We start from the raw sequence: 20,980 nt of genomic DNA, 5'->3' as shown, positions 1-20,980 counted from the left end.
ACCAGGTTGATCGCCCCACATTGCGGATCGGCCGGGTGTGGCGTCAGCGGCGGGCGGCACCGATTCCGGCGGCGGGCGGCGGCAGTACCGCCACCGGCGCGTCGACCGCGTTCCGGTCGATGCACAGGGTCACCCCGCCGTGCCGCTCGGTCGCGTTGCCCTGGTACTGGTGTACCCGGCGGTGGTCGGCCCACTCGCCAGGGGCCAGCGCCCGGTAGCCGTCGGTGACCGCGCGGGAGTCCCAGCGGGCGTACCAGATCACGTCCGGCAGCGCGGAGGCCTGGGCCGAGCGGTGCAGCGCGGCGGCGGCCAGGTCGGCGATGCCCGCGTCGGCGCTGCTGTAGAAGCCGGACAGGTACCCGGCCACCCGGACCGCCTGGGACCAGGCGGCCGTGTACTGGAGCACGGCGAGGCTGCACCGGGCGCCGTCGCGGTCGTACGCCTCCATGTCCAGGTACAGCGGGCTGCTGGGGGCGAGCCCGAGGGCGGTGGCGGCGCGGGCGGCGTCCTGGCCCTCGCTGGTGCCGAGGGTGATCGCGTGGCGCGGGTCGATCCGGGCGGAGGACATGCCGGGCGCCAGGCACGGCGCTTGGGAGCCGACGTACAGCGGCAGCAGCCCCCAGCCGAGTCCGGTCGCGGAGCGGACCCAGTCGGCGTTGAGCCGGGGCTGGGCGCAGGCGCGGTTCCGGCCACCGATGTAGATCCCGACCGCGCCGTACGGCGAGCTGTGCCACCAGGCCTGGAGCGCGTTCAGGCTGGGCGCGGTGCAGGTGTCGAAGGCCTGGCCGGTGAAGACCTGCGGCGCGGGCGCGGCCGGTGGCGGGGTCGCCGTCTTCGGCTTCTTGGGGTTCTTCCGAGCCTTCGAGGTATTCGGCACCCGCAGCGCCTTCGTGGCTTTCGTCGCCTTCCCGGCATTCACGATCTTCGCACTGTTCGCACCATGAGCACTGTTCGTGGTCTTCGGGCTGTGAGCCGTCCGATCAGCGTGCGAGGTGCGAGCACTATTCGAATGCCAGGGCTTCCTCGGTGTGGCCGACTTCCGTGGAACCCGCCCGAGCCACGGGTTCTGACGGACCGACAGGGCCTGGAACCCCTCCAGCACCGGCATCGCCCGGACGGTCGGCGGCGCCTCGCCCGGCGGCGGCGCCATCGGCTGTACGGCCGTGGCGGGGTCCGAGCCGGCGGCGAGGCAGGCGAGGGTGATGATCAGCGAGGTGGCGGCAGCGACTGCTCTGCGTGGAGTAGGCACATGCCATCATGGGCTTAATGACCCATTTGAAATGATGAGCCACGCCCAATTCATGACGGCCGGTAGCCGAATTGGCCACAGAACGTCAACTGGTCTCGGCTTCCCCGGTGCCGGTGATCACCGGAAGCAGCTGCGCGACCGTGGTGTCGGTCACCCGGAAGCCCAGCCGGGCGTACACCCGGGTGGAGCCGGTGGGCGAGTCGGAGTCCACACCGAGCGAGGCGGTGTCGAAGCCCTCGGCGCGGGCCCGCCGCAGGATCTCGGTCAGCAGCGCGGTGGCCAGGCCCCGTCCGCGCGCACCACGGCGGGTGCCGACCAGCGCGATGTACAGGTCGCGCCTGCCGGTGGCCCGTTGGCGCGCCTCGTACTCCTCGGCGAGCACCAGCGCCAGCGGCTCCCCGAGCGCCCCGCCGACCTGCTCGTAGGCCAGGTAGGTGAACTCGGGCCGGAAGACGGCGGACGTCAACCGGTGCGTCCAGGCCTCCTGGCTGGTCTCGGTCGACCCCCAGTGGTCCCGGAAGGAGTCGTTGCGCACCCGCAGCGCGTCCGCCGAGCGCTCCGGGCCGAACGGGACGAAGACCACACCGTCCGGACGCCCGGCCTGCGGCAGACCCTCCGCGAGGTCCTTCGCCAGGTCCAGCTCCATGCCGTTGAACCAGCGCGTCTGCCGGTAACCATGACGTTCGAACATCGCCAGCGCTGCCGGAAGTTTGACCGCGCAGTGGGCGAACAGGCTCATCGGCCTTCCCGGAAAGCGCTGCTCGTGGAACGGTACCGACGCCCGCTTCGCCCAGTTCAGCAGTTCACCGCCGAGCCCCCGGCCCCGGTGCTCCGGATGCACCGCGCCCTGCAGCCAGATCCGGTGCTCCGGGTCCGCCGAACTGCGGGCCATCAGCCCGCAGTAGGCGACCATCAGGCCCGCACTGTCGAACACGGCCACGGTGCCCCGGGGGAAGTCCATGTGGGGATCATCCAGGTACTCGGCCAGCTGCTCCACGCTGACGTGCTCCCCTTCCTGGTCCACGGCCTCGACGGCGGCGAATAACGCCACCCAGGCATCCAGGTCGGCGGCGGTGATCGGACGCCAGTGGTATTCGTCGACAGCCGAGCTGCGGGGAGAGGTCATGGCATGCCATCCTGCTCCGCGCCCGGGGCGGCCTCAACCGAATATCCCGGCAGCGGTCGGCGCGGGGCTCGGCGCGGGGGTCGGCTCAGCGGTCGGCGCACCGGTCGGCGCACCGGTCGGCTCAGCGGTCGGCGCTCAGCAGCAGTCCCGAGGTGGGCACGCCGGTACCGGCGGTGACCAGCACGTTCCTCGGGTCCGGCAGCTGGTTGGCGGAGTCGCCGCGCAGCTGCCGGACGCCCTCGGCGATGCCGTTCATCCCGTGCAGGTAGGCCTCGCCGAGCTGGCCGCCGTGGGTGTTCACCGGCAGTCGGCCACCGAGTTCCAGGCCGCCGTCGGCGGCGAAGTCGGCCGCCTCGCCCGGGCCGCAGAAGCCGAACTCCTCCAGCTGCATCAGGACGAAGGGGGTGAAGTGGTCGTAGAGCACGGCGGTGTCGATGTCGGCCGGGGTCAGCCCGCTGGTACGCCACAGCTGGCGGGCGACCACGCCCACCTCCGGCAGGCCGGTCAGCTCGTCGCGGTAGAAGCTGGTCATCGCCTCCTGGGCGCGGCCCGCGCCCTGGGCGGCGGCGGCGATCACGGCCGGTGGGCGGCGCAGGTCGCGGGCCCGCTCGACGCTGGTGACCACCAGCGCCTGGCCGCCGTCGGTCTCCTGGCAGCAGTCGAGCAGCCGCAGCGGCTCGACGATCCACCGGGACGCGTGGTGTTCGGCCAGGGCGATCGGCCGCTGGTAGAAGTACGCGGCCGGGTTACGGGCGGCGTGACGGCGGTCGGCGACCGCGACCGGTCCGAAGGCGTCCGGGGTGAGCCGGTAGGTGTGCAGGTAGCGCTGGGCGATCAGGGCCACCCAGGACGCGGGGGTGAGCAGCCCGTACGGCATCGTCCAGCCCATCGCCACGCCCTCGGCGGAGGGTCGGCGGTCGGCCAGGCCGGAGCCGAAGCGGTGGCCGGAGCGCTCGTTGAAGGCGCGGTAGCAGACGACGACCTCGGCGACGCCGGTCGCCACGGCCATCGCGGCCTGCTGCACGGTGGCGCAGGCGGCGCCGCCGCCGTAGTGGACCCGGGAGAAGAAGCCCAGCTCACCGATACCGGCGGCCTGGGCGACGGTGATCTCCGGGTTGGTGTCCATGGTGAAGGTGACGAGTCCGTCCACATCCTGTGGACGGAGCCCGGCGTCGTCCAGCGCGGCGCGGACGGCCTCGACCGCGAGCGTCAGCTCACTGCGGCCGGAGTCCTTGGAGAACTCGGTGGCGCCGATCCCGGCGATGGCGGCCCGGCCGCCGAGGGCGTCGGCGCGGTGCAGGCTCATGAGCGGGCTCCTCGGGCCGCACCGGCGCCTCGGGCCGCACGGGTCGGCGTGCAGGTGACGGTGACGGTGGCGGTCACGTGGTTGCCGCGATCTGTCCGACCGATGACAGATACCGTCATCTGTCCGCTGTCATCCGTCGGCTGACCGCCGCCCGTCAGCAGCTGGCCGGTGAACCGCAGCTCGTCCCCCGGGTAGGCCGGGACGCCGAGCCGGATCGCGATGCCGTCGAGCACCGCCCCCGGCCCCACCCAGTCGGTGACATAGCGTCCGACCAGGCCGTTGCTGGTGAGGATGTTCATGAAGATGTCCGGCGAGCCCTTGGCCCGGGCCAGTTCGGCGTCGTGGTGGACGTCCTGGAAGTCGCGGGTGGCGATCGCACCCGCGACGATCAGGGTGCGGGTGACCGGCACCCGCAGTTCCGGGAGCAGCACCGCGTCCCCGGGCCGGTCGGGGCGGAACAGCGGCAGCGTCAGCTCCTCGTCGCAGCGTTCGAAGGACAGGCGCACCGGCATCCCGATCCGCACCTCGCCCGGTTCGATGCCGACGACGTTGCTGACGACGCGTACCCCTTCGGCGAGTTCGACCAGGGCCACCGCGTACGGCCGGTCGAAGGCGGCGGGCAGCGGATGGTGGACCACCACCGAGGAGTAGACCGTCCCGGCGCCACCGGCCGCCCGCGCCGTCCAGCGCGCGGAACCGCAGTGGTTGCACCCGGGCAGCCAGGGGAAGCGCGGCGTCCCGCAGTCGTCGCACTGCTGGAACCGCAACTCGCCTGCGGCGACGCCCTCCCAGAAGGCCGCGTTGTCGCGGTTGACCACCGGACGCGGACGCCGCCCCGGTGCCCGCCCGGGCGGCCGGGGGTGCTGGTCGTCCCGCGCGCCCGGGCGGTACTTCAGGATCCGGAAGCGGTGGGTGGCGACGGGCGTGGCCTCCTCCGGCTGCTGGCCCCTGGCCTCGTCGTAGGCGCGCAGATCCGTTCTGGTGGTGACGAAGTGACCGGTGCCGAGCGCGGTGCGCTTCGCCGCGGAGACCGACTCGATCACCGCGTCGAACAGCACCCGCTCGCCGACCCGCAGCGGGCGCAGGTACCGCTGCTCGCAGTCGGTGGCGACCACCGAGGTACAGCCGACGGCGTCGAGTCCGGCCAGCAGGTCCTCGTACGGACCACTGCGGGACTGTCCGGCCGCGCCCAGTCCGGCCATCGTCCAGACCTGGAGCATCGCGGGCGGGGCGACCGCGCCGGGGCCGCGGTAGGCAGGTCCGGTGTCGCCCATGGCCTCGCACCAGTGCCGGATCATGGGCGCGTTGACCGGGTCCAGTGCCCGCCCTCCGGCGGCCGCGGGCTGCCCCGCGTACCCCTGGAACGCCCGCTCCCCGTCTGCTGCCGTCGGCTCCGTCACAAATCTGACTGTGCGTCAGATCAGTGAGAGACGTCAAGGGCCTTGCCGACTCAGCTCCCTGAACATGCGTCAGCCCCGGGATGTGGAACCGATCCCGGGGCTGACGCCAGTCAACTGCGGCGGCAGGCCGCGTGCATACCGTGCGCCCTACGCTGCGGCCCAGCCGTCAGCGGGGGCGGACCGGATCAGAAGTAGATGCGGACGTTCGAGTTCGACTGGTTGGAATACACATTGCCCGAATTGTCCTTCACGCCCAGCGTGTTGTTGGCGTTGGTCGCACCCGGGCCGGTCGCGGTCTGCTGCGTCCAGTTGGAGTTGCCGTCCACCCATCCCGACAGGTTGCCGGTGCCGCTGTCGGAGACGACGCTCCCGTTGGAGTGGTTGCTGGCGAAAGAGCCACTGTCGGCGGAGGCCGCGCCGGCGCCGAGCAGGATCATGGCGGCTGCGATGGGGGCGGCGGCAAAGGCAAGGCGGATGCGAGACATGGATTCCTCCGTGGTGGTGGAAGTCGAACGCTGAGTTGGGCGGTCGCATCTGGCCAGATGCGGTCCGTCCGGATCGCGACGTCGCACCGCAAGACTGCTCAGCGAATCGACAAATATCCATCCCTGGGTGACTTTTTCCCCCGTAAGCGTGACATCGAAGCTGGGGCCACCGGCCGCGCCAAAGTCCGCGACGACACGGGTTTACCTCCCGATTCCCCCCGTTCGGCCCCCTGACTGGACCCGAACGCAGCAGCCCTGGGGCGCGCGACCCGACCGGATCGCGCGCCCAGGGCGTGCGCGCGCACGTCTCGCGTCAACCTCACACACTGCACACCACTCTGCCCGCGTGCCGTTCACCCGCCACCTGCGAGAGCGCCACCGGCCTCACCTCACTGATCGTCAGAAAACCTACAGAGCATGATCTTTAACGCTTCCTCAGTTGCCCGATCGGGCAGCGAATGCTGCACCCCCGCCCTCTTCCCGGGGCCGCTCCGTACGCGTACAGATAGACGTGATGTCGGCGACGTCCCTGGAAGGATTTGCCACCATGCGCGCTCAGGACCACGGCAGGGCAGCCCAGGAACAGCAGTCCCGCGCCGAGGCGAAACCGACCGCCGCCCGCACACCCGAACCGGCCGCGCTGCTCGCGGACCACCCCTCCCCGGAGGCCGTGCTCGCGCTCCAGCGCCGCATCGGCAACGCCGCCGTGTCCCGGATGCTGGAGCAGGCCCGGCACGAGCACGGCGCGGGCTGCGGACACCAGCCGGAGCCCGGGGCCCCGGTCCAGCGCTCCGCCGTGCACGAGGTGCTGCGCGGCTCCGGACAGCCGCTGGCCGAACCGCTGCGGAACGAGATGGAGTCCCGCCTGGGCGCGGACTTCTCGGACGTCCGCCTGCACACCGGGGCCACGGCCCGGGACTCGGCCGCGGAGATCGGCGCTCGGGCCTTCACCTCCGGCTCGCACGTGGTCATCGGCGACGGCGGAGCGGACAAGCACACCCTCGCCCACGAGCTGACCCACGTCATCCAGCAGCGCGGCGGCCCGGTCGCCGGTACCGACAACGGCGCGGGCCTGCACCTCAGCGACCCCGCCGACCGCTTCGAGCGCGCGGCCGAAGCCAACGCCACCCGGGTCATGTCCGCACCGGCCGCAGGCCGCGTCCCGGAGGCGGCCCCGGAGGCGGCCCGGGTCCAGCGGGCAGCGGCCCCGACCGCCGGAACGCCGGTGACCGTCGCCCGGCTGATGAGCCCCGCGACGTTCAAGGAGTCGACGTCGAAGCCCCTGTCCGCGAGGTCCGAGCGGCTCAAGGTCCTGGACGAACAGGTCACCCGGTACGAGGGGGTGGGGTCGACGGAGTACGCCACCCGCGAGACCCAACTGGCCGCGATCATCGGCGGGTGCGCCGCCTACGAGAACGACCGGCCCGACCGCTCACGACTGCCCGGCATCAGGGCGCTGCGTCTCCAGGCGGAGCACGAGAGCATGTTCATCCAGCAGGTCCAGCAGGCCAACAGCATCCCGGACGGGCAGGACGCCAACCAGTTCCGGGCCTGGCTCACCGTCCTCGACTCCGCCCTGTCGAAGGAGTCGGAGAATCCCCAGCTGGTCCACGAGACCGCGGTGCTGGACATCACCGGCACGATGCAGCACAAGGCGAACACCCTCGGCCTCAGGAGGCAGGCGCATCAGCCGGAGAACCCGAGGTTCAGGGAACTCGTCCTGGAGAACATCGGCAAACTCGGAGCCCTGATCGAACACCCTGACCTGCCCGTGGAGACCCGCCGGATCCTCCAGGAGATCATGGCGTTCAGGGACGACATGAGGTTCGAACTGGGTGGTACGAGCGGGCTGCACGTGTCCGCACCGGGGGAGGGCGGCGCGGCGCCCGAGCACCCCTACACGCTGCGGCCCTCGATGGGACCACGCGGAGGGACAACCGAGCTGCTGGGACACCTGGCGCACGAGATGACGCACGCGGCAGCCCACCAGTCCTACCGGAACACCGATGCCATGCTGCTGCTACCCGCCAACTCGACACCGGCGCAGGCACAGCGGCTGGCGGCCCGGCGGCGTGGGGAGCTGAACGCCCTCAAGGCCCTGTTCGAGCAGCACAAGGACGCCTTCTCGCCCACCGCGCAGAGCCTGCTCGACGAGAAGCTGTCCTACGGCGCCGCTCCGGGAAAGGTCGCCCAGTACGCCCGCAGTCTCAGCGCGCCCCCGAATCCTCGGGTGGACGAGGCAGAGAAGGCCAGGATGCTCGCGTGGGACGCGGCGGTCGGCGACGACTCCGGCCTACTCGTCGAGTACGACACCGTGATGAACCAGATGCTGGTGTACCTGCACCTGTGGAAGACGCCCGCCGACAACCCCTTCTACGTCAAACTCCGGGCAGTGGCTGCCCAGTTGTACCGGGACCGGCAGGAAGCGCGGCAGGCTCAGCAACCTGCCCCAGCAGCCCAGTGACCTGCCCTTCGAACACCCGAACGCACTGCTGATAGCCTCCGCCCCACCAGTGCGAGCGCACGTCGAGACGGAACGGCCGGACAGCATGCCCATGACCTCCGCGCGCAGGCGCGGCCAGACCCAGCAGACCAGCCCGCTCGGGCGGCTGGGGATCGGCGTACTGATCACGCTGGCCGGTGCCGGGCTGGTGCTCTACGGGCTGTACCAGGTCGGCCACGCCACCGGACTGCTCGGCGTACGCGGGACGTTGACCGTCAGCTCCTGCGCCCGCGTGGGCACCGGGAAGGGCAGCTACATCGGCTGCACCGGCCCCTTCCGCGCGGACAACGGACGCACCGAGGATCCAGCCGCCCTCGTCAATGAGAACCCGCCCCCGGCGCCCGGAACCGAGCTGCGGGTGGACCAGGTGCACCCGGGCAGCTACGTCCGGATCGACGCTTCCCGCACCGAGGACTGGCTGGCGGTCACGGCGCTCGGGCTGACGTTCCTCAGCGCCGGCATCGCGGCAGCGAAGCACCGCTTCGCCGAAGGGGTCACCCTCGACACCCGTGGCAGCAGGTCGGATCGGATCCTGGCCATCATCATCGTCCACTGCCTGCTCCTCGCCGTGCTGCTCGGCGGAGCCGGACTGCTGACCTCGACGTCCGGCAGCTGAGGCACGCCGGACCGGCGATCCCCGAGCGCCGGGGACAGGGTGCCCAGCGGGTATTCGGCGGATTTCGGCATCGCCGCAGGACAGCGGGGATGGGCCCGGAGTACGGGGCTCAGGGGACGAGCGAGAGCGTGCGGGACTCGAACGCTGTTTTGTTTGAACGGGCGGAAAGCTACTACCCACCCACCCACCCAATGCCGCGCTGCCTGCATGTTTCACTCCAGGTAGCCGACTTGCTACAGAGTGGTGATGTGATCTAACGTGCCGAGAGACAGAACAGCCCCAGCCGGTGCTACCAACACCAACCGGGGCCTGGCACACAAGATCGTTAGGCGATCCCATGGCGTACAAAGACCTTATCGCTGCGATGCGGCTTCCGAAGCACCCGATGGCGCGTGTCGGCTACGGCAAGCGCAGCGTTCCCGCTCAACAGCCTTACCGGCAGCAGGATTTCGCGCACCTCCCGTTGCGGGAGGGCTGCATCGCGGCCTTCATCGACCGGCTACCCGAGGGCTCGGCCATCGACACGAAGTCCCTGGCCAAGGCACTGCCGCTCTACGGCCAGCAGGCCGTGCGCTCGGCGCTACGGAACCTGGCGGAGGCCGGGCACCTGCGGCGGGTCAAGGAGACCCTGGGCGAGGGGCGCCCGCAGTGGGTCCAGCGGACGTACTTCTCGGCGGAGCCCCGCAGCGACGCGTGGTGGTGCGCGTACCTCAACGACGAGCTGCCGGAGCAGGAGCCGCCGCAGGATCCGCCGTCCGAGGAACCCCCGGCAGCAGCCGACGGGCCCGGCGAGCCGGAGGCCGTGGATGAGGCTGAGGCTGAGGCCGTGGTTGAGCCGGAGCCGGTGGTCGAGGCCGTGGTTGAGGCCGTGGTCGAGGCGGAGCCGCAGGCCGAAGCCGTACCGCAGGCCGCCCCGACTTCCGCGCCGGACGGGCCGGTTGAGCCCACCCCCGCGTACCGGGCCCTGGCCGAGCTGGGCGGTGCGGACCCCCGGCTGACGCTCTCGGCCGCCGAGTGCGGCGCTCTGGAGAGCCTGGCCGCAGAGTGGTTCGCCCGGGGGGCCACTCCCGTGCAGTTCGTCCTGGCGCTGACGACCGGCCTGCCGCCGGTGGTCCACAGCGCGCTGGCGCTGGCCCGCACTCGGCTGCTGCAGAAGATGCCGCCCGACCTCCCCCGCCAGCCGGAGCCCAACCGCCCCGCAACGGCCCAGCAGCCGGTCCGACGGCGGATGCTGGACTGCGTCGACTGCGGTCGGCCAGGCCCGCCCGAGGCCCTGGCCGGCGGCCTCTGCCGCCGCTGCCGCAACGAGAGCCCGCACCCGGCCAGCAAGCGCCCGACAGCCCAGGAACTCCGGCTCCGCGTCGCCGCATTGCGCCAGGCGCTACGCGGCGGCGGACAGCTCGCCGGTCCCGCTACCGGATGAGTGCAGAAATGCCTGTAGGCCCCCTGACGTGATGTCAGGGGGCCTACAGTAAAGGTTGTTCGGCGGCGTCCTACTCTCCCACAGGGTCCCCCCTGCAGTACCATCGGCGCTATGAGGCTTAGCTTCCGGGTTCGGGATGTAACCGGGCGTTTCCCTCACGCTATGACCACCGAAACACTATGAAGTTGACCGCACACCACTCCTCACGGAGTAGGGGTCGTTCCTTCAGAACAACACAGTGGACGCGTAGCAACTATGGACAAGCCCTCGGCCTATTAGTACCGGTCAGCTCCACCCCTCACAGGGCTTCCACATCCGGCCTATCAACCCAGTCGTCTACTGGGAGCCTTAACCACTCAAGGTGGTGGGAGCCCTCATCTCGAAGCAGGCTTCCCGCTTAGATGCTTTCAGCGGTTATCCCTCCCGAACGTAGCCAACCAGCCATGCCCTTGGCAGGACAACTGGCACACCAGAGGTTCGTCCGTCCCGGTCCTCTCGTACTAGGGACAGCCCTTCTCAAGACTCCTACGCGCGCAGCGGATAGGGACCGAACTGTCTCACGACGTTCTAAACCCAGCTCGCGTACCGCTTTAATGGGCGAACAGCCCAACCCTTGGGACCTACTCCAGCCCCAGGATGCGACGAGCCGACATCGAGGTGCCAAACCATCCCGTCGATATGGACTCTTGGGGAAGATCAGCCTGTTATCCCCGGGGTACCTTTTATCCGTTGAGCGACGGCGCTTCCACAAGCCACCGCCGGATCACTAGTCCCTGCTTTCGCACCTGCTCGACCCGTCGGTCTCACAGTCAAGCTCCCTTGTGCACTTACACTCAACACCTGATTGCCAACCAGGCTGAGGGAACCTTTGGGCGCCTCCGTTACATTTTAGGAGGCAACCGCCCCAGTTAAACTACCCACCAGACACTGTCCCTGATCCGGATCACGGACCCAGGTTAGACATCCAGCACGACCAGAGTGGTATTTCAACGACGACTCCACAACCACTGGCGTGGCCGCTTCAAAGTCTCCCACCTATCCTACACAAGCCGAACCGAACACCAATATCAAGCTATAGTAAAGGTCCCGGGGTCTTTCCGTCCTGCTGCGCGAAACGAGCATCTTTACTCGTAATGCAATTTCACCGGGCCTATGGTTGAGACAGTCGAGAAGTCGTTACGCCATTCGTGCAGGTCGGAACTTACCCGACAAGGAATTTCGCTACCTTAGGATGGTTATAGTTACCACCGCCGTTTACTGGCGCTTAAGTTCTCAGCTTCGCCAGGTCGAAACCAAGCTAACCGGTCCCCTTAACGTTCCAGCACCGGGCAGGCGTCAGTCCGTATACATCGCCTTACGGCTTCGCACGGACCTGTGTTTTTAGTAAACAGTCGCTTCTCGCTGGTCTCTGCGGCCGGCCACAGCTCAAGGAGCAAGTCCCATCACCACAACCGGCCCCCCTTCTCCCGAAGTTACGGGGGCATTTTGCCGAGTTCCTTAACCATAGTTCACCCGAACGCCTCGGTATTCTCTACCTGACCACCTGAGTCGGTTTGGGGTACGGGCCGCCATGAAACTCGCTAGAGGCTTTTCTCGACAGCATAGGATCATCCACTTCACCACAATCGGCTCGGCATCAGGTCTCAGGCTCGTGCTGCGCGGATTTGCCTACGCAACGCCCTACACCCTTACCCCGGGACAACCACCGCCCGGGCTGGACTACCTTCCTGCGTCACCCCATCGCTCACCTACTACCCTGTTGGATCAGCGGCTCCACCACTCCTCTTCACCCGAAGGATCCGAGACGGCTTCACGGCCTTAGCATCCAGAGGTTCGACGTTGGCGCTTCAAAGCGGGTACGGGAATATCAACCCGTTGTCCATCGACTACGCCTGTCGGCCTCGCCTTAGGTCCCGACTTACCCTGGGCAGATCAGCTTGACCCAGGAACCCTTGGTCAATCGGCGCAAGAGTTTCCCACTCTTGTATCGCTACTCATGCCTGCATTCTCACTCGTATACCGTCCACAACTGGCTTCCGCCGCCGCTTCACCCGGCACACGACGCTCCCCTACCCATCACAGCCCCCGTTAGGAGTTAAGCTGCAATGACACGGCTTCGGCGGTGTACTTGAGCCCCGCTACATTGTCGGCGCGGAATCACTTGACCAGTGAGCTATTACGCACTCTTTAAAGGGTGGCTGCTTCTAAGCCAACCTCCTGGTTGTCTCTGCGACTCCACATCCTTTCCCACTTAGCACACGCTTAGGGGCCTTAGCCGGTGTTCTGGGCTGTTTCCCTCTCGACCATGGAGCTTATCCCCCACAGTCTCACTGCCGCGCTCTCACTTACCGGCATTCGGAGTTTGGCTAAGGTCAGTAACCCGGTGGGGCCCATCGCCTATCCAGTGCTCTACCTCCGGCAAGAAACACGCGACGCTGCACCTAAATGCATTTCGGGGAGAACCAGCTATCACGGAGTTTGATTGGCCTTTCACCCCTAACCACAGGTCATCCCCCAGGTTTTCAACCCTGGTGGGTTCGGTCCTCCACACGGTCTTACCCGCGCTTCAACCTGCCCATGGCTAGATCACTCCGCTTCGGGTCTTGGGCGCGCTACTCAATCGCCCTATTCGGACTCGCTTTCGCTACGGCTACCCCACACGGGTTAACCTCGCAACACACCGCAAACTCGCAGGCTCATTCTTCAAAAGGCACGCAGTCACGACAACATGTGCAAGCACACGCTGCGACGCTCCCACGGCTTGTAGGCACACGGTTTCAGGTACTATTTCACTCCGCTCCCGCGGTACTTTTCACCATTCCCTCACGGTACTGTCCGCTATCGGTCACTAGGGAATATTTAGGCTTAGCGGGTGGTCCCGCCAGATTCACACGGAATTTCTCGGGCTCCGTGCTACTTGGGAAAGACTCAAGAGAGCCGTACAGGTTTCGTCTACGGGGGTCTTACCCTCTACGCCGGACCTTTCGCATGTCCTTCGACTACCCATACGGTTTCTGACTCCCCGACCAACCGGCAGATTGATCAAGAATCTTCCCACGACCCCGAAGTGGCAACCCCTGCCGGGTATCACACCACAACGGTTTAGCCTCATCCGATTTCGCTCGCCACTACTCTCGGAATCACGGTTGTTTTCTCTTCCTGCGGGTACTGAGATGTTTCACTTCCCCGCGTTCCCTCCACACTGCCTATGTGTTCAGCAGCGGGTGACAGCCCATGACGACTGCCGGGTTTCCCCATTCGGACACCCCCGGATCAAAGCTCGGTTGACAGCTCCCCGGGGCCTATCGCGGCCTCCCACGTCCTTCATCGGTTCCTAGTGCCAAGGCATCCACCGTGCGCCCTTAAAAACTTGGCCACAGATGCTCGCGTCCACTGTGCAGTTCTCAAGCAACGACCAACCACCCATCACCCCCACACCAGACGGCGTGAAGTTCACTGGGGTCGGCGTCTGAAGACCAGCCATACGGCCGCGCCCTCAGGACCCAACAACGTGCCCGACACAACCAACCAACCACCGCTTTCCACGCGCCGAAGCGCAGTACTAACCATGACCAACTGATCGTGCCGAATAGTCAACGTTCCACCCATGAGCTACCAGCACCGGACATTCGCCGATGAACTGGCCTCTGCCCGACCGAAGCCAGGAGAAGTGCTCCTTAGAAAGGAGGTGATCCAGCCGCACCTTCCGGTACGGCTACCTTGTTACGACTTCGTCCCAATCGCTGGTCCCACCTTCGACAGCTCCTTCCCTTGCGGGTTAGGCCACCGGCTTCGGGTGTTACCGACTTTCGTGACGTGACGGGCGGTGTGTACAAGGCCCGGGAACGTATTCACCGCAGCAATGCTGATCTGCGATTACTAGCAACTCCGACTTCATGGGGTCGAGTTGCAGACCCCAATCCGAACTGAGACCGGCTTTTTGAGATTCGCTCCACCTCGCGGTATCGCAGCTCATTGTACCGGCCATTGTAGCACGTGTGCAGCCCAAGACATAAGGGGCATGATGATTTGACGTCGTCCCCACCTTCCTCCGAGTTGACCCCGGCAGTCTCCTGTGAGTCCCCGGCATAACCCGCTGGCAACACAGAACGAGGGTTGCGCTCGTTGCGGGACTTAACCCAACATCTCACGACACGAGCTGACGACAACCATGCACCACCTGTATACCGACCACAAGGGGGCGACCATCTCTGGCCGTTTCCGGTATATGTCAAGCCTTGGTAAGGTTCTTCGCGTTGCGTCGAATTAAGCCACATGCTCCGCTGCTTGTGCGGGCCCCCGTCAATTCCTTTGAGTTTTAGCCTTGCGGCCGTACTCCCCAGGCGGGGAACTTAATGCGTTAGCTGCGGCGCGGACCACGTGGAATGTGACCCACACCTAGTTCCCAACGTTTACGGCGTGGACTACCAGGGTATCTAATCCTGTTCGCTCCCCACGCTTTCGCTCCTCAGCGTCAGTAATGGCCCAGAGATCCGCCTTCGCCACCGGTGTTCCTCCTGATATCTGCGCATTTCACCGCTACACCAGGAATTCCGATCTCCCCTACCACACTCTAGCCTGCCCGTATCGAATGCAGACCCGGAGTTAAGCCCCGGGCTTTCACATCCGACGCGACAAGCCGCCTACGAGCTCTTTACGCCCAATAATTCCGGACAACGCTCGCACCCTACGTATTACCGCGGCTGCTGGCACGTAGTTAGCCGGTGCTTCTTCTGCAGGTACCGTCACTTGCGCTTCTTCCCTGCTGAAAGAGGTTTACAACCCGAAGGCCGTCATCCCTCACGCGGCGTCGCTGCATCAGGCTTTCGCCCATTGTGCAATATTCCCCACTGCTGCCTCCCGTAGGAGTCTGGGCCGTGTCTCAGTCCCAGTGTGGCCGGTCGCCCTCTCAGGCCGGCTACCCGTCGTCGCCTTGGTAGGCCATTACCCCACCAACAAGCTGATAGGCCGCGGGCTCATCCCAGATCGCCGGAGCTTTCCACGCACACCCCATGCGGAGATGCGTCGTATCCGGTATTAGCACCGGTTTCCCGGTGTTGTCCCAGAATCTGGGGCAGATTGCCCACGTGTTACTCACCCGTTCGCCACTGATCCACCCCGAAGGGCTTCACCGTTCGACTTGCATGTGTTAAGCACGCCGCCAGCGTTCGTCCTGAGCCAGGATCAAACTCTCCGTGAATGATTACCCGTAATCGGGTCACCACACGCGTTGAGCGGCACAGCAACCGGCGGAATAGCCGATCCCGTGCACTGCGTCCTCGCTAGTGTTTTGTGCATCAAAGGAACCTCGTCCGATCAACGGACGGGGTATCAACATATCTGGCGTTGACTTTTGGCACGCTGTTGAGTTCTCAAGGAACGGACGCTTCCTTCAAGACCCTTTCACCGGTCTCTCCAGGCGCTTCGTTCTTCGTTTTCTAGCTTACCAGACCGTTTCCGGTCCGATTTCCCGCCGTCCCGCGCCGTTTCCGGCCCGTTCCGACGAGTGAAACCTTAGCGGAACCGGGCCACCGATGCGAAATCCACCGGTTTTCGTTCGCCCCGCTGCAATTCCCAGAAAGATGCATGCCAAAGAAGGCCTTGCGGTTCTTTCAGGGGATTGGTCGCCACAACTGTTCGACGGGCAACTCGGAGGACACTACGCACCCACCCCGGTGATGTCAAACCACCTTGGAGGGCAGGACGTCCCAGTGGCGGATCGCCATCCCGGTGAGGGGGAGCAGGCCCAGTCGCTCGTAGTAGGGGCGCAGGCCCGCGTCACAGGTGAGGTCGATGGAGTAGAGGTGGTCGGTGCCGACCAGCACCTGTCGGATCAGTTCGGCGCCGATGCCGTGTCCCTGGTGCGCGGGCAGTACCTCAAGCCAGGGGATGAAGGCGGTGAGCACGCCGTCGCTGATCAGGTTGACGAAGCCGACGACCTGGCCGGTGGCGGTCTCGCGGGCGATGACGGCACGGTAGCTGCCGTGCAGGACCGCGAGGTGCTGGGCCCGGGTCGGCGGTGACGGCCAGCCCACGAAGAAGCCGTGGAGCTGGTCCTCGGTGAGACCGGTGAGGTCGTCGCTGTAGTCGATCACCGGGGGATGATGCCAGAGCTGCGGTGATGCCGTACCGGTCTGATCCGATCCGAAAGAGGTCTTTCCCTTCGTCCCGGCCCCCGGCCTACGGTCATGTCTGTCAGCCAGAGCACAGCGGGAAAGGCCGGAGACATGACCGTTCAGGAACTCACCAGCAGCAGCAAGGCCGTCGTCCAGGGCTACATGGAGGCACTGTCGACCGGCGACTTCAACGCGCTGCGGTCCTTCTTCACCCCCGAGACGACCTGGACGCTCGCCGGGGACCTGCCGCTCTCCGGCACCTGGACCGGTGGGGAGCAGATCCTCGACGAGTTCGTGCCCGCGATGGTGGCCCGGCTGGTGCCGGAGTCGATGGAGTTCGAGTTCGACGGGCTGATCGCCGAGGGCGACCGGGTGCTGGCCGAGTGGAGCACCCGGGCCCTGGCGCGCTCGGGTGCCCGCTACAACCAGCACTGCCTGGCGGTGTTCACCGTCCGGGACGGGCAGATCGTCTCCGTCCGCGAGTACTTCGACACCAAGCACGCCGGCGAGGTCGTCTTCGCCTGACGTCCGGTCCCAGCCGCGCGGTATATGACGACCTGTCAGCTGCGGGGGTTGCCCAACAGGCTTTCCCGGCTCTGCTGCACCATCAGGGTCAGCGCCTCGGCGGTGGGAGTCCAGCGCACCTCGTAGTGGAGCGCGTCCGGCCGGGTTCCGATCCAGGTGTCGTCGAGCCGCAGCGCGGCCAGCTGGGAACGGTACTCGGCGATGGAGGCGGACTTCAGTCGGCGCTCGGACTCGGTGAGGGTGACCACCTCGCGGGTGAGCTCCGCCTCGCGGAAGCCGATGTTCTGGAGTTCGACCTCAAGCCAGGCCGCCGAGTCGAGGTAGCGCGCCGCCGGGCGTCCGGTGGCCCAGCTCGGCCAGCCGTAGGACGCCATGTAGGGGAAGTCGCCGTAGAAGCCGACGGCGGGCCGGGCGCCGTCCGGGAGCGCGGCCAGGGCGAGGTTGCGGGCGAGCAGGTGGTCCGGGTGGCCGCCGATCCCGGCCGGGATCCAGACCGTGTCGGCCTGGGCCAGCAGCAGCGCGAGCTCGCTGGTACAGCCGACCGCGTCCGGCAGGCCGTCGCGGAACTGCTCCTCCGGGAAGGACAGGTGCACCGGCCGGGAGCCGATGACCGCGTTGGCGCGCTCGTCCTCGGCGAGCCGCTCGTGGTAGCGCTCGACGGAGGACTTCGCCCCGGTGAGCAGATCCCACTCGGTCAGCCCCACCTCGGCCGGGGGCGGCCCGGCGAAGACGGTGGCCACCGTCGACGGCGCGCTCATGGCCACCTGGCTCGCCGAGAGCAGGCCGTCGTCGAGATGGGCGGAGACAATCAGGGTTCCAGGCATGAACAGCGCACCTCGGGTCGCGACAGCGGTTGTTTGCGTTGCTTGCGTTACTGGTCTTGCTCGCAGCTGATGAGCGGAAACTACGCCATTACCGACGAGTTGTACTCGGCATTCGGCGACTATCACCGACTGTGCACCAACCCCTACCGAGCGGGGCGGCCGGTGCCGGGAATCGCGGCCGCGACCGGGGAAATGGCACCGGGTGAATGCCAGGGCGGCGGTATTCGACGTACCGGATCGAATGGGGGCCGGATATCGCCCCCGGACGCGGCCGGGACCGGCGGCGGGGCGTGAGACCCTGGTTCGGCCGGGGCCTCGGGCCCGGCGCGGGCGGCCCCGCCGGGCTGGTTTGGTGGCGGTGGACGGTTGCCGTATAGTCCTAACCTGCGCCACTAGACTGGAGATCTAAGCAACCATGCCCACAATTCAGCAGCTTGTCCGTAAGGGCCGGCAGGACAAGAACCCCACGGTCAAGACGCGTGGGCTCGCCGGCTCGCCGCAGCGTCGCGGGGTTTGCGTGCGTGTGTACACGACCACGCCCCGTAAGCCCAACTCCGCCCTGCGGAAGGTCGCCCGTGTGCGCCTGACCAGCGGCATCGAGGTCACCGCCTACATCCCCGGTGAGGGCCACAACCTCCAGGAGCACTCGGTGGTCCTGGTCCAGGGCGGCGCCATCCGCGACCTCCCCGGTGTCCGCTACCGCATCGTCCGCGGCTCCCTCGACGCCCAGGGCGTCAAGAACCGCAAGCAGGGCCGCAGCCAGTACGGCTCCAAGAAGCCCTCTGCGTGATCCAAGCGGAGGACTGAGACCGGTCCTCCAGCTGGCCAGCCGCTGAAGAACGTGGCGCACGAAACCCCGGTGGAGCACAAAGCAAAAGCCTGTGCATAGGCTCAGTTGGCGCTACCTGTAGCCTGCGCGATGGCGTTCCCGGGGAGATGTCCCCAACAAGGCGGCCTGGAACTTCAGCCACACCGATTCGGCGGTGTGACGCATCAGAACAACTGATGTGTCACACCGCCGAGTTGTTTCCCCGATCCGGCATCCGCGGCCGGACCGGGCCGACCGGTGGTCGGCGGTCGTCGACGGCGCTGATTTGTTGGCTGTGGGTGGTTGCCGTATAGTCGTAACCTGCGCCACTAGACTGGAGATCTAAGCAACCATGCCCACAATTCAGCAGCTTGTCCGTAAGGGCCGGCAGGACAAGAACCCCACGGTCAAGACGCGTGGGCTCGCCGGCTCGCCGCAGCGTCGCGGGGTTTGCGTGCGTGTGTACACGACCACGCCCCGTAAGCCCAACTCCGCCCTGCGGAAGGTCGCCCGTGTGCGCCTGACCAGCGGCATCGAGGTCACCGCCTACATCCCCGGTGAGGGCCACAACCTCCAGGAGCACTCGGTGGTCCTGGTCCAGGGCGGCGCCATCCGCGACCTCCCCGGTGTCCGCTACCGCATCGTCCGCGGCTCCCTCGACGCCCAGGGCGTCAAGAACCGCAAGCAGGGCCGCAGCCAGTACGGCTCCAAGAAGCCCTCTGCGTGATCCAAGCGGAGGACTGAGACCGGTCCTCCAGCTGGCCAGCCGTTGTGCACGTGGCGCACTTGATCCGCTGAACAGCATTGGCCGTACCTGATCGGCACCACCCCTGCGCACAGGCCCAGTTGGCGCTTACTGAGCCTGTGCGCAGTGGCGTTTCCAGCCGCTGATTCGTTTGCGATCAGCGGCTGGTTCCTTTTCTACGGGACGTAGACGAATCCGGTCAGCGGTGCGTGGACTTTCCACCCCAGGGACTCGTACAGCGCGCGGCCCTCGTCGGTCGCGCCGAGCACGCCGAACTCCGCCCCCTGCTCCATCGCCGCGTTGGCCAGCGCACGCATGACCAGGCTGCCGAGTCCCCGGCGCTGGTGCGCGCCCTCGGTCACCACCTGGTCGAAGGTGGCGTGGGCGCCGACCGGCGCGGCCTGGCCCCGGGCGGCCGGCGAACCGTCGGCGGCCAGTACCCGGACCCGGATCACGCCGCCGCCGACCTCCATCGTGAGCCGGTAGCCGTCCATCTCCGGGGTGGGGGCGGGCCGCAGGTCGGTCGCCATCAGGTGGTGCGGCGTGGTCGGCGTCCACGCCGCCGACAGCCAGGGCGCGAGTGTCGCCTCCGGTACGAACGCCCGCAGCCACGTGTGCGGGGCGCTCACCTGCGCCGCCATGGCGCGTACCCGCGCCTCGTCCGCCTGCGGCAGCACGTGCCGGACGACCTGGTCGGGCAGGCCGACCTCGACCCGCAGGCCCCAGGGCACCGGCACCGGTGATGCGGTGCCCCGCGAGCGCGCCCAACCGTTCACCCAGGCCCGCACCAGCTCTTCCGACATGGCCCACCCCCACTGAGTACCCAGCTATGTAAGCGGTGAAATCCTCGTGGGGATATTACCCGACCGCTCGGGCCGACCGCTCGGGCCGACCGCTCAGGCCGAGCCGCGTGCCGCCGCCAGGCGCTGGCGGGAGGCCTCGTAGAGGACCGCCGTCGCCGCGTTGGCGGCGTTCAGCGAGCTCGCGCTGCCGGTCATCGGGATGCTGACGGTGTGGTCGCAGAGCTCGCGCCAGGCGCTGCTCAGGCCGGTGGTCTCGTTGCCGATCAGCAGCAGCACCGGCTGGGTGAGGTCGAAGTCGAAGAGGTCGGCCTCACCGTGCTCGTCGGTGCCGACCACCGCGACCGGCCTGCCCTGCGCGCGTTGGGCGTCCAGCCAGGCGCTGACCTCGCGGTGCGAGGGCACCCGGACCACCGGCAGAGCGAACAGCGAACCGGTGCTGGCGCGCACCGACTTGCTGTCGTAGACGTCGGCGGCGTGCCCGGTGACGATCAGGCCGTGGGCGCCGAAGGCGTCGGCGGAGCGGATGATCGAGCCGATGTTGCCCGGGCTCACCGGGCGGTCGAACAGGACGCCGAGGAAGTCATCGCTCACCGGGATCCGGTCCAGGTCGTCCTCGGGGATCTCCATCACCGCGATGACCTCCGGCGCGTCCTCGTTCTTCTCCCCCAGCTCGGCCAGCAACTGCGGTGACATGGCGATGAGTTCACTGTTGGAGGTGCGCAGCAACTGCTCCGCCCAACGGGACGGTGCCCGCTCGCTGTCGTAGAGCAGGGTGCGGATCGGCCAGCCCTGCTCGCCCGCGACGGTGATCGCCCTGACCCCCTGGACCAGGAACTCGCGGGCGCGGCTGCGCTTGTTCCGGTTGGTCAGCAGCGACTCCCACTGCTGGAAACGGGCGTTACGGGACGTGATCCGCTGTGGCGCAGCCACCGGTCCTCCAGATCGTCTACAACTAGCGAGGGGTGACGCGCCGTCAACTCTACGCCATTGCCGCAGGCCACCGCGTTGCGTCCAGCGCCTGCACCCCGTCCGGGCGAGTCGTCCGGGGCGC

Annotated in this window: 15 protein-coding genes, 3 rRNA genes and 1 pseudogene; 6 read left to right on the top strand and 13 right to left on the bottom strand. The window is 67.4% G+C overall.

Features of this window, described 5'->3' with window-relative positions:
- Positions 1 to 43: 43 nt before the first annotated feature.
- The 6 genes and pseudogenes from GXP74_RS00880 to GXP74_RS00855 all read right to left on the bottom strand — a co-directional run bounded on the left by GXP74_RS00880 (position 44) and on the right by GXP74_RS00855 (position 5,566).
- A complete protein-coding gene (locus tag GXP74_RS00880; protein WP_182449504.1) occupies positions 44 to 877 on the bottom strand; it encodes a glycoside hydrolase domain-containing protein in 834 nt (277 codons plus the stop codon).
- Between the two features lie 457 nt (positions 878 to 1,334).
- On the bottom strand, positions 1,335 to 2,375 hold the full coding sequence (locus GXP74_RS00875) for a GNAT family N-acetyltransferase (RefSeq protein ID WP_182449503.1): 1,041 nt from the start codon (positions 2,373 to 2,375) through the stop codon (positions 1,335 to 1,337).
- A 33-nt stretch (positions 2,376 to 2,408) separates the two neighbouring features.
- Positions 2,409 to 2,471 (bottom strand): annotated as a pseudogene (locus GXP74_RS42000) (hypothetical protein); the annotation flags it as partial.
- A gap of 25 nt (positions 2,472 to 2,496) precedes the next feature.
- Positions 2,497 to 3,681: a lipid-transfer protein gene (locus tag GXP74_RS00865; protein WP_182449502.1), complete on the bottom strand. Its 1,185-nt coding sequence runs from the start codon at positions 3,679 to 3,681 to the stop codon at positions 2,497 to 2,499.
- Complete coding sequence (locus tag GXP74_RS00860; protein ID WP_225447634.1) at positions 3,678 to 5,081, bottom strand: OB-fold domain-containing protein; 1,404 nt, start codon at positions 5,079 to 5,081, stop codon at positions 3,678 to 3,680. Before GXP74_RS00860 ends, GXP74_RS00865 begins: the two co-directional genes overlap by 4 nt.
- Before the next feature lie 185 nt (positions 5,082 to 5,266).
- Positions 5,267 to 5,566, bottom strand: coding sequence for a hypothetical protein (locus GXP74_RS00855; protein ID WP_182449501.1), 300 nt, complete (start codon positions 5,564 to 5,566; stop codon positions 5,267 to 5,269).
- 547 nt (positions 5,567 to 6,113) lie between these two features.
- Here GXP74_RS00855 and GXP74_RS41995 point away from each other — a divergent pair.
- From GXP74_RS41995 to GXP74_RS00840, 3 genes are all read left to right on the top strand, one after another.
- A complete protein-coding gene (locus tag GXP74_RS41995; RefSeq protein ID WP_182449500.1) occupies positions 6,114 to 8,030 on the top strand; it encodes a DUF4157 domain-containing protein in 1,917 nt (638 codons plus the stop codon).
- Between the two features lie 85 nt (positions 8,031 to 8,115).
- Positions 8,116 to 8,685, top strand: a complete 570-nt coding sequence (locus GXP74_RS00845; protein ID WP_225447633.1) for a hypothetical protein — start codon at positions 8,116 to 8,118, stop codon at positions 8,683 to 8,685.
- A 364-nt stretch (positions 8,686 to 9,049) separates the two neighbouring features.
- Positions 9,050 to 10,108, top strand: coding sequence for a MarR family transcriptional regulator (locus tag GXP74_RS00840; protein ID WP_225447632.1), 1,059 nt, complete (start codon positions 9,050 to 9,052; stop codon positions 10,106 to 10,108).
- 57 nt (positions 10,109 to 10,165) lie between these two features.
- Here GXP74_RS00840 and rrf read toward each other — a convergent pair.
- The 4 genes from rrf to GXP74_RS00820 all read right to left on the bottom strand — a co-directional run bounded on the left by rrf (position 10,166) and on the right by GXP74_RS00820 (position 16,203).
- Positions 10,166 to 10,282, bottom strand: a 5S ribosomal RNA gene (gene rrf / locus GXP74_RS00835).
- A gap of 81 nt (positions 10,283 to 10,363) precedes the next feature.
- Positions 10,364 to 13,484: ribosomal RNA gene (locus GXP74_RS00830) — 23S ribosomal RNA — on the bottom strand.
- A 305-nt stretch (positions 13,485 to 13,789) separates the two neighbouring features.
- Positions 13,790 to 15,308 (bottom strand): 16S ribosomal RNA (locus GXP74_RS00825).
- The 16S, 23S and 5S rRNA genes sit together here, the layout of an rRNA operon.
- Positions 15,309 to 15,789: 481 nt before the next feature.
- Positions 15,790 to 16,203: a GNAT family N-acetyltransferase gene (locus GXP74_RS00820; protein ID WP_225447631.1), complete on the bottom strand. Its 414-nt coding sequence runs from the start codon at positions 16,201 to 16,203 to the stop codon at positions 15,790 to 15,792.
- A 132-nt stretch (positions 16,204 to 16,335) separates the two neighbouring features.
- On the opposite strand from GXP74_RS00820, the gene GXP74_RS00815 reads away from it, so the two are divergent.
- Positions 16,336 to 16,749 carry a nuclear transport factor 2 family protein gene (locus GXP74_RS00815; protein WP_182449498.1) on the top strand — a complete coding sequence of 138 codons (414 nt, stop codon included), beginning with the start codon at positions 16,336 to 16,338 and terminating at the stop codon, positions 16,747 to 16,749.
- A 35-nt stretch (positions 16,750 to 16,784) separates the two neighbouring features.
- Here GXP74_RS00815 and GXP74_RS00810 read toward each other — a convergent pair whose 3' ends face one another.
- On the bottom strand, positions 16,785 to 17,573 hold the full coding sequence (locus GXP74_RS00810) for a PIG-L family deacetylase (protein WP_182449497.1): 789 nt from the start codon (positions 17,571 to 17,573) through the stop codon (positions 16,785 to 16,787).
- 415 nt (positions 17,574 to 17,988) lie between these two features.
- Between GXP74_RS00810 and rpsL (GXP74_RS00805) the strand changes: the two genes are divergently transcribed.
- A complete protein-coding gene (rpsL, locus tag GXP74_RS00805) occupies positions 17,989 to 18,363 on the top strand; it encodes a 30S ribosomal protein S12 (protein WP_182449496.1) in 375 nt (124 codons plus the stop codon).
- Between the two features lie 370 nt (positions 18,364 to 18,733).
- Positions 18,734 to 19,108, top strand: coding sequence for a 30S ribosomal protein S12 (gene rpsL / locus GXP74_RS00800; RefSeq protein ID WP_182449496.1), 375 nt, complete (start codon positions 18,734 to 18,736; stop codon positions 19,106 to 19,108).
- 194 nt (positions 19,109 to 19,302) lie between these two features.
- On the opposite strand, the gene GXP74_RS00795 is transcribed toward rpsL (GXP74_RS00800), so the two are convergent.
- Together GXP74_RS00795 and GXP74_RS00790 are read right to left on the bottom strand one after the other, a co-directional pair.
- Positions 19,303 to 19,929: a GNAT family N-acetyltransferase gene (locus GXP74_RS00795; protein ID WP_182449495.1), complete on the bottom strand. Its 627-nt coding sequence runs from the start codon at positions 19,927 to 19,929 to the stop codon at positions 19,303 to 19,305.
- A 93-nt stretch (positions 19,930 to 20,022) separates the two neighbouring features.
- The gene (locus GXP74_RS00790) at positions 20,023 to 20,859 is read right to left on the bottom strand and encodes a TrmH family RNA methyltransferase (RefSeq protein ID WP_182449494.1); all 837 of its coding nucleotides are present in this window, start codon (positions 20,857 to 20,859) and stop codon (positions 20,023 to 20,025) included.
- Positions 20,860 to 20,980: the final 121 nt, after the last annotated feature.

It is taken from the genome of Streptacidiphilus sp. P02-A3a, assembly GCF_014084105.1.
Lineage (GTDB): Bacteria > Actinomycetota > Actinomycetes > Streptomycetales > Streptomycetaceae > Streptacidiphilus.
This window is presented reverse-complemented; position numbering and strand designations above follow the sequence as displayed.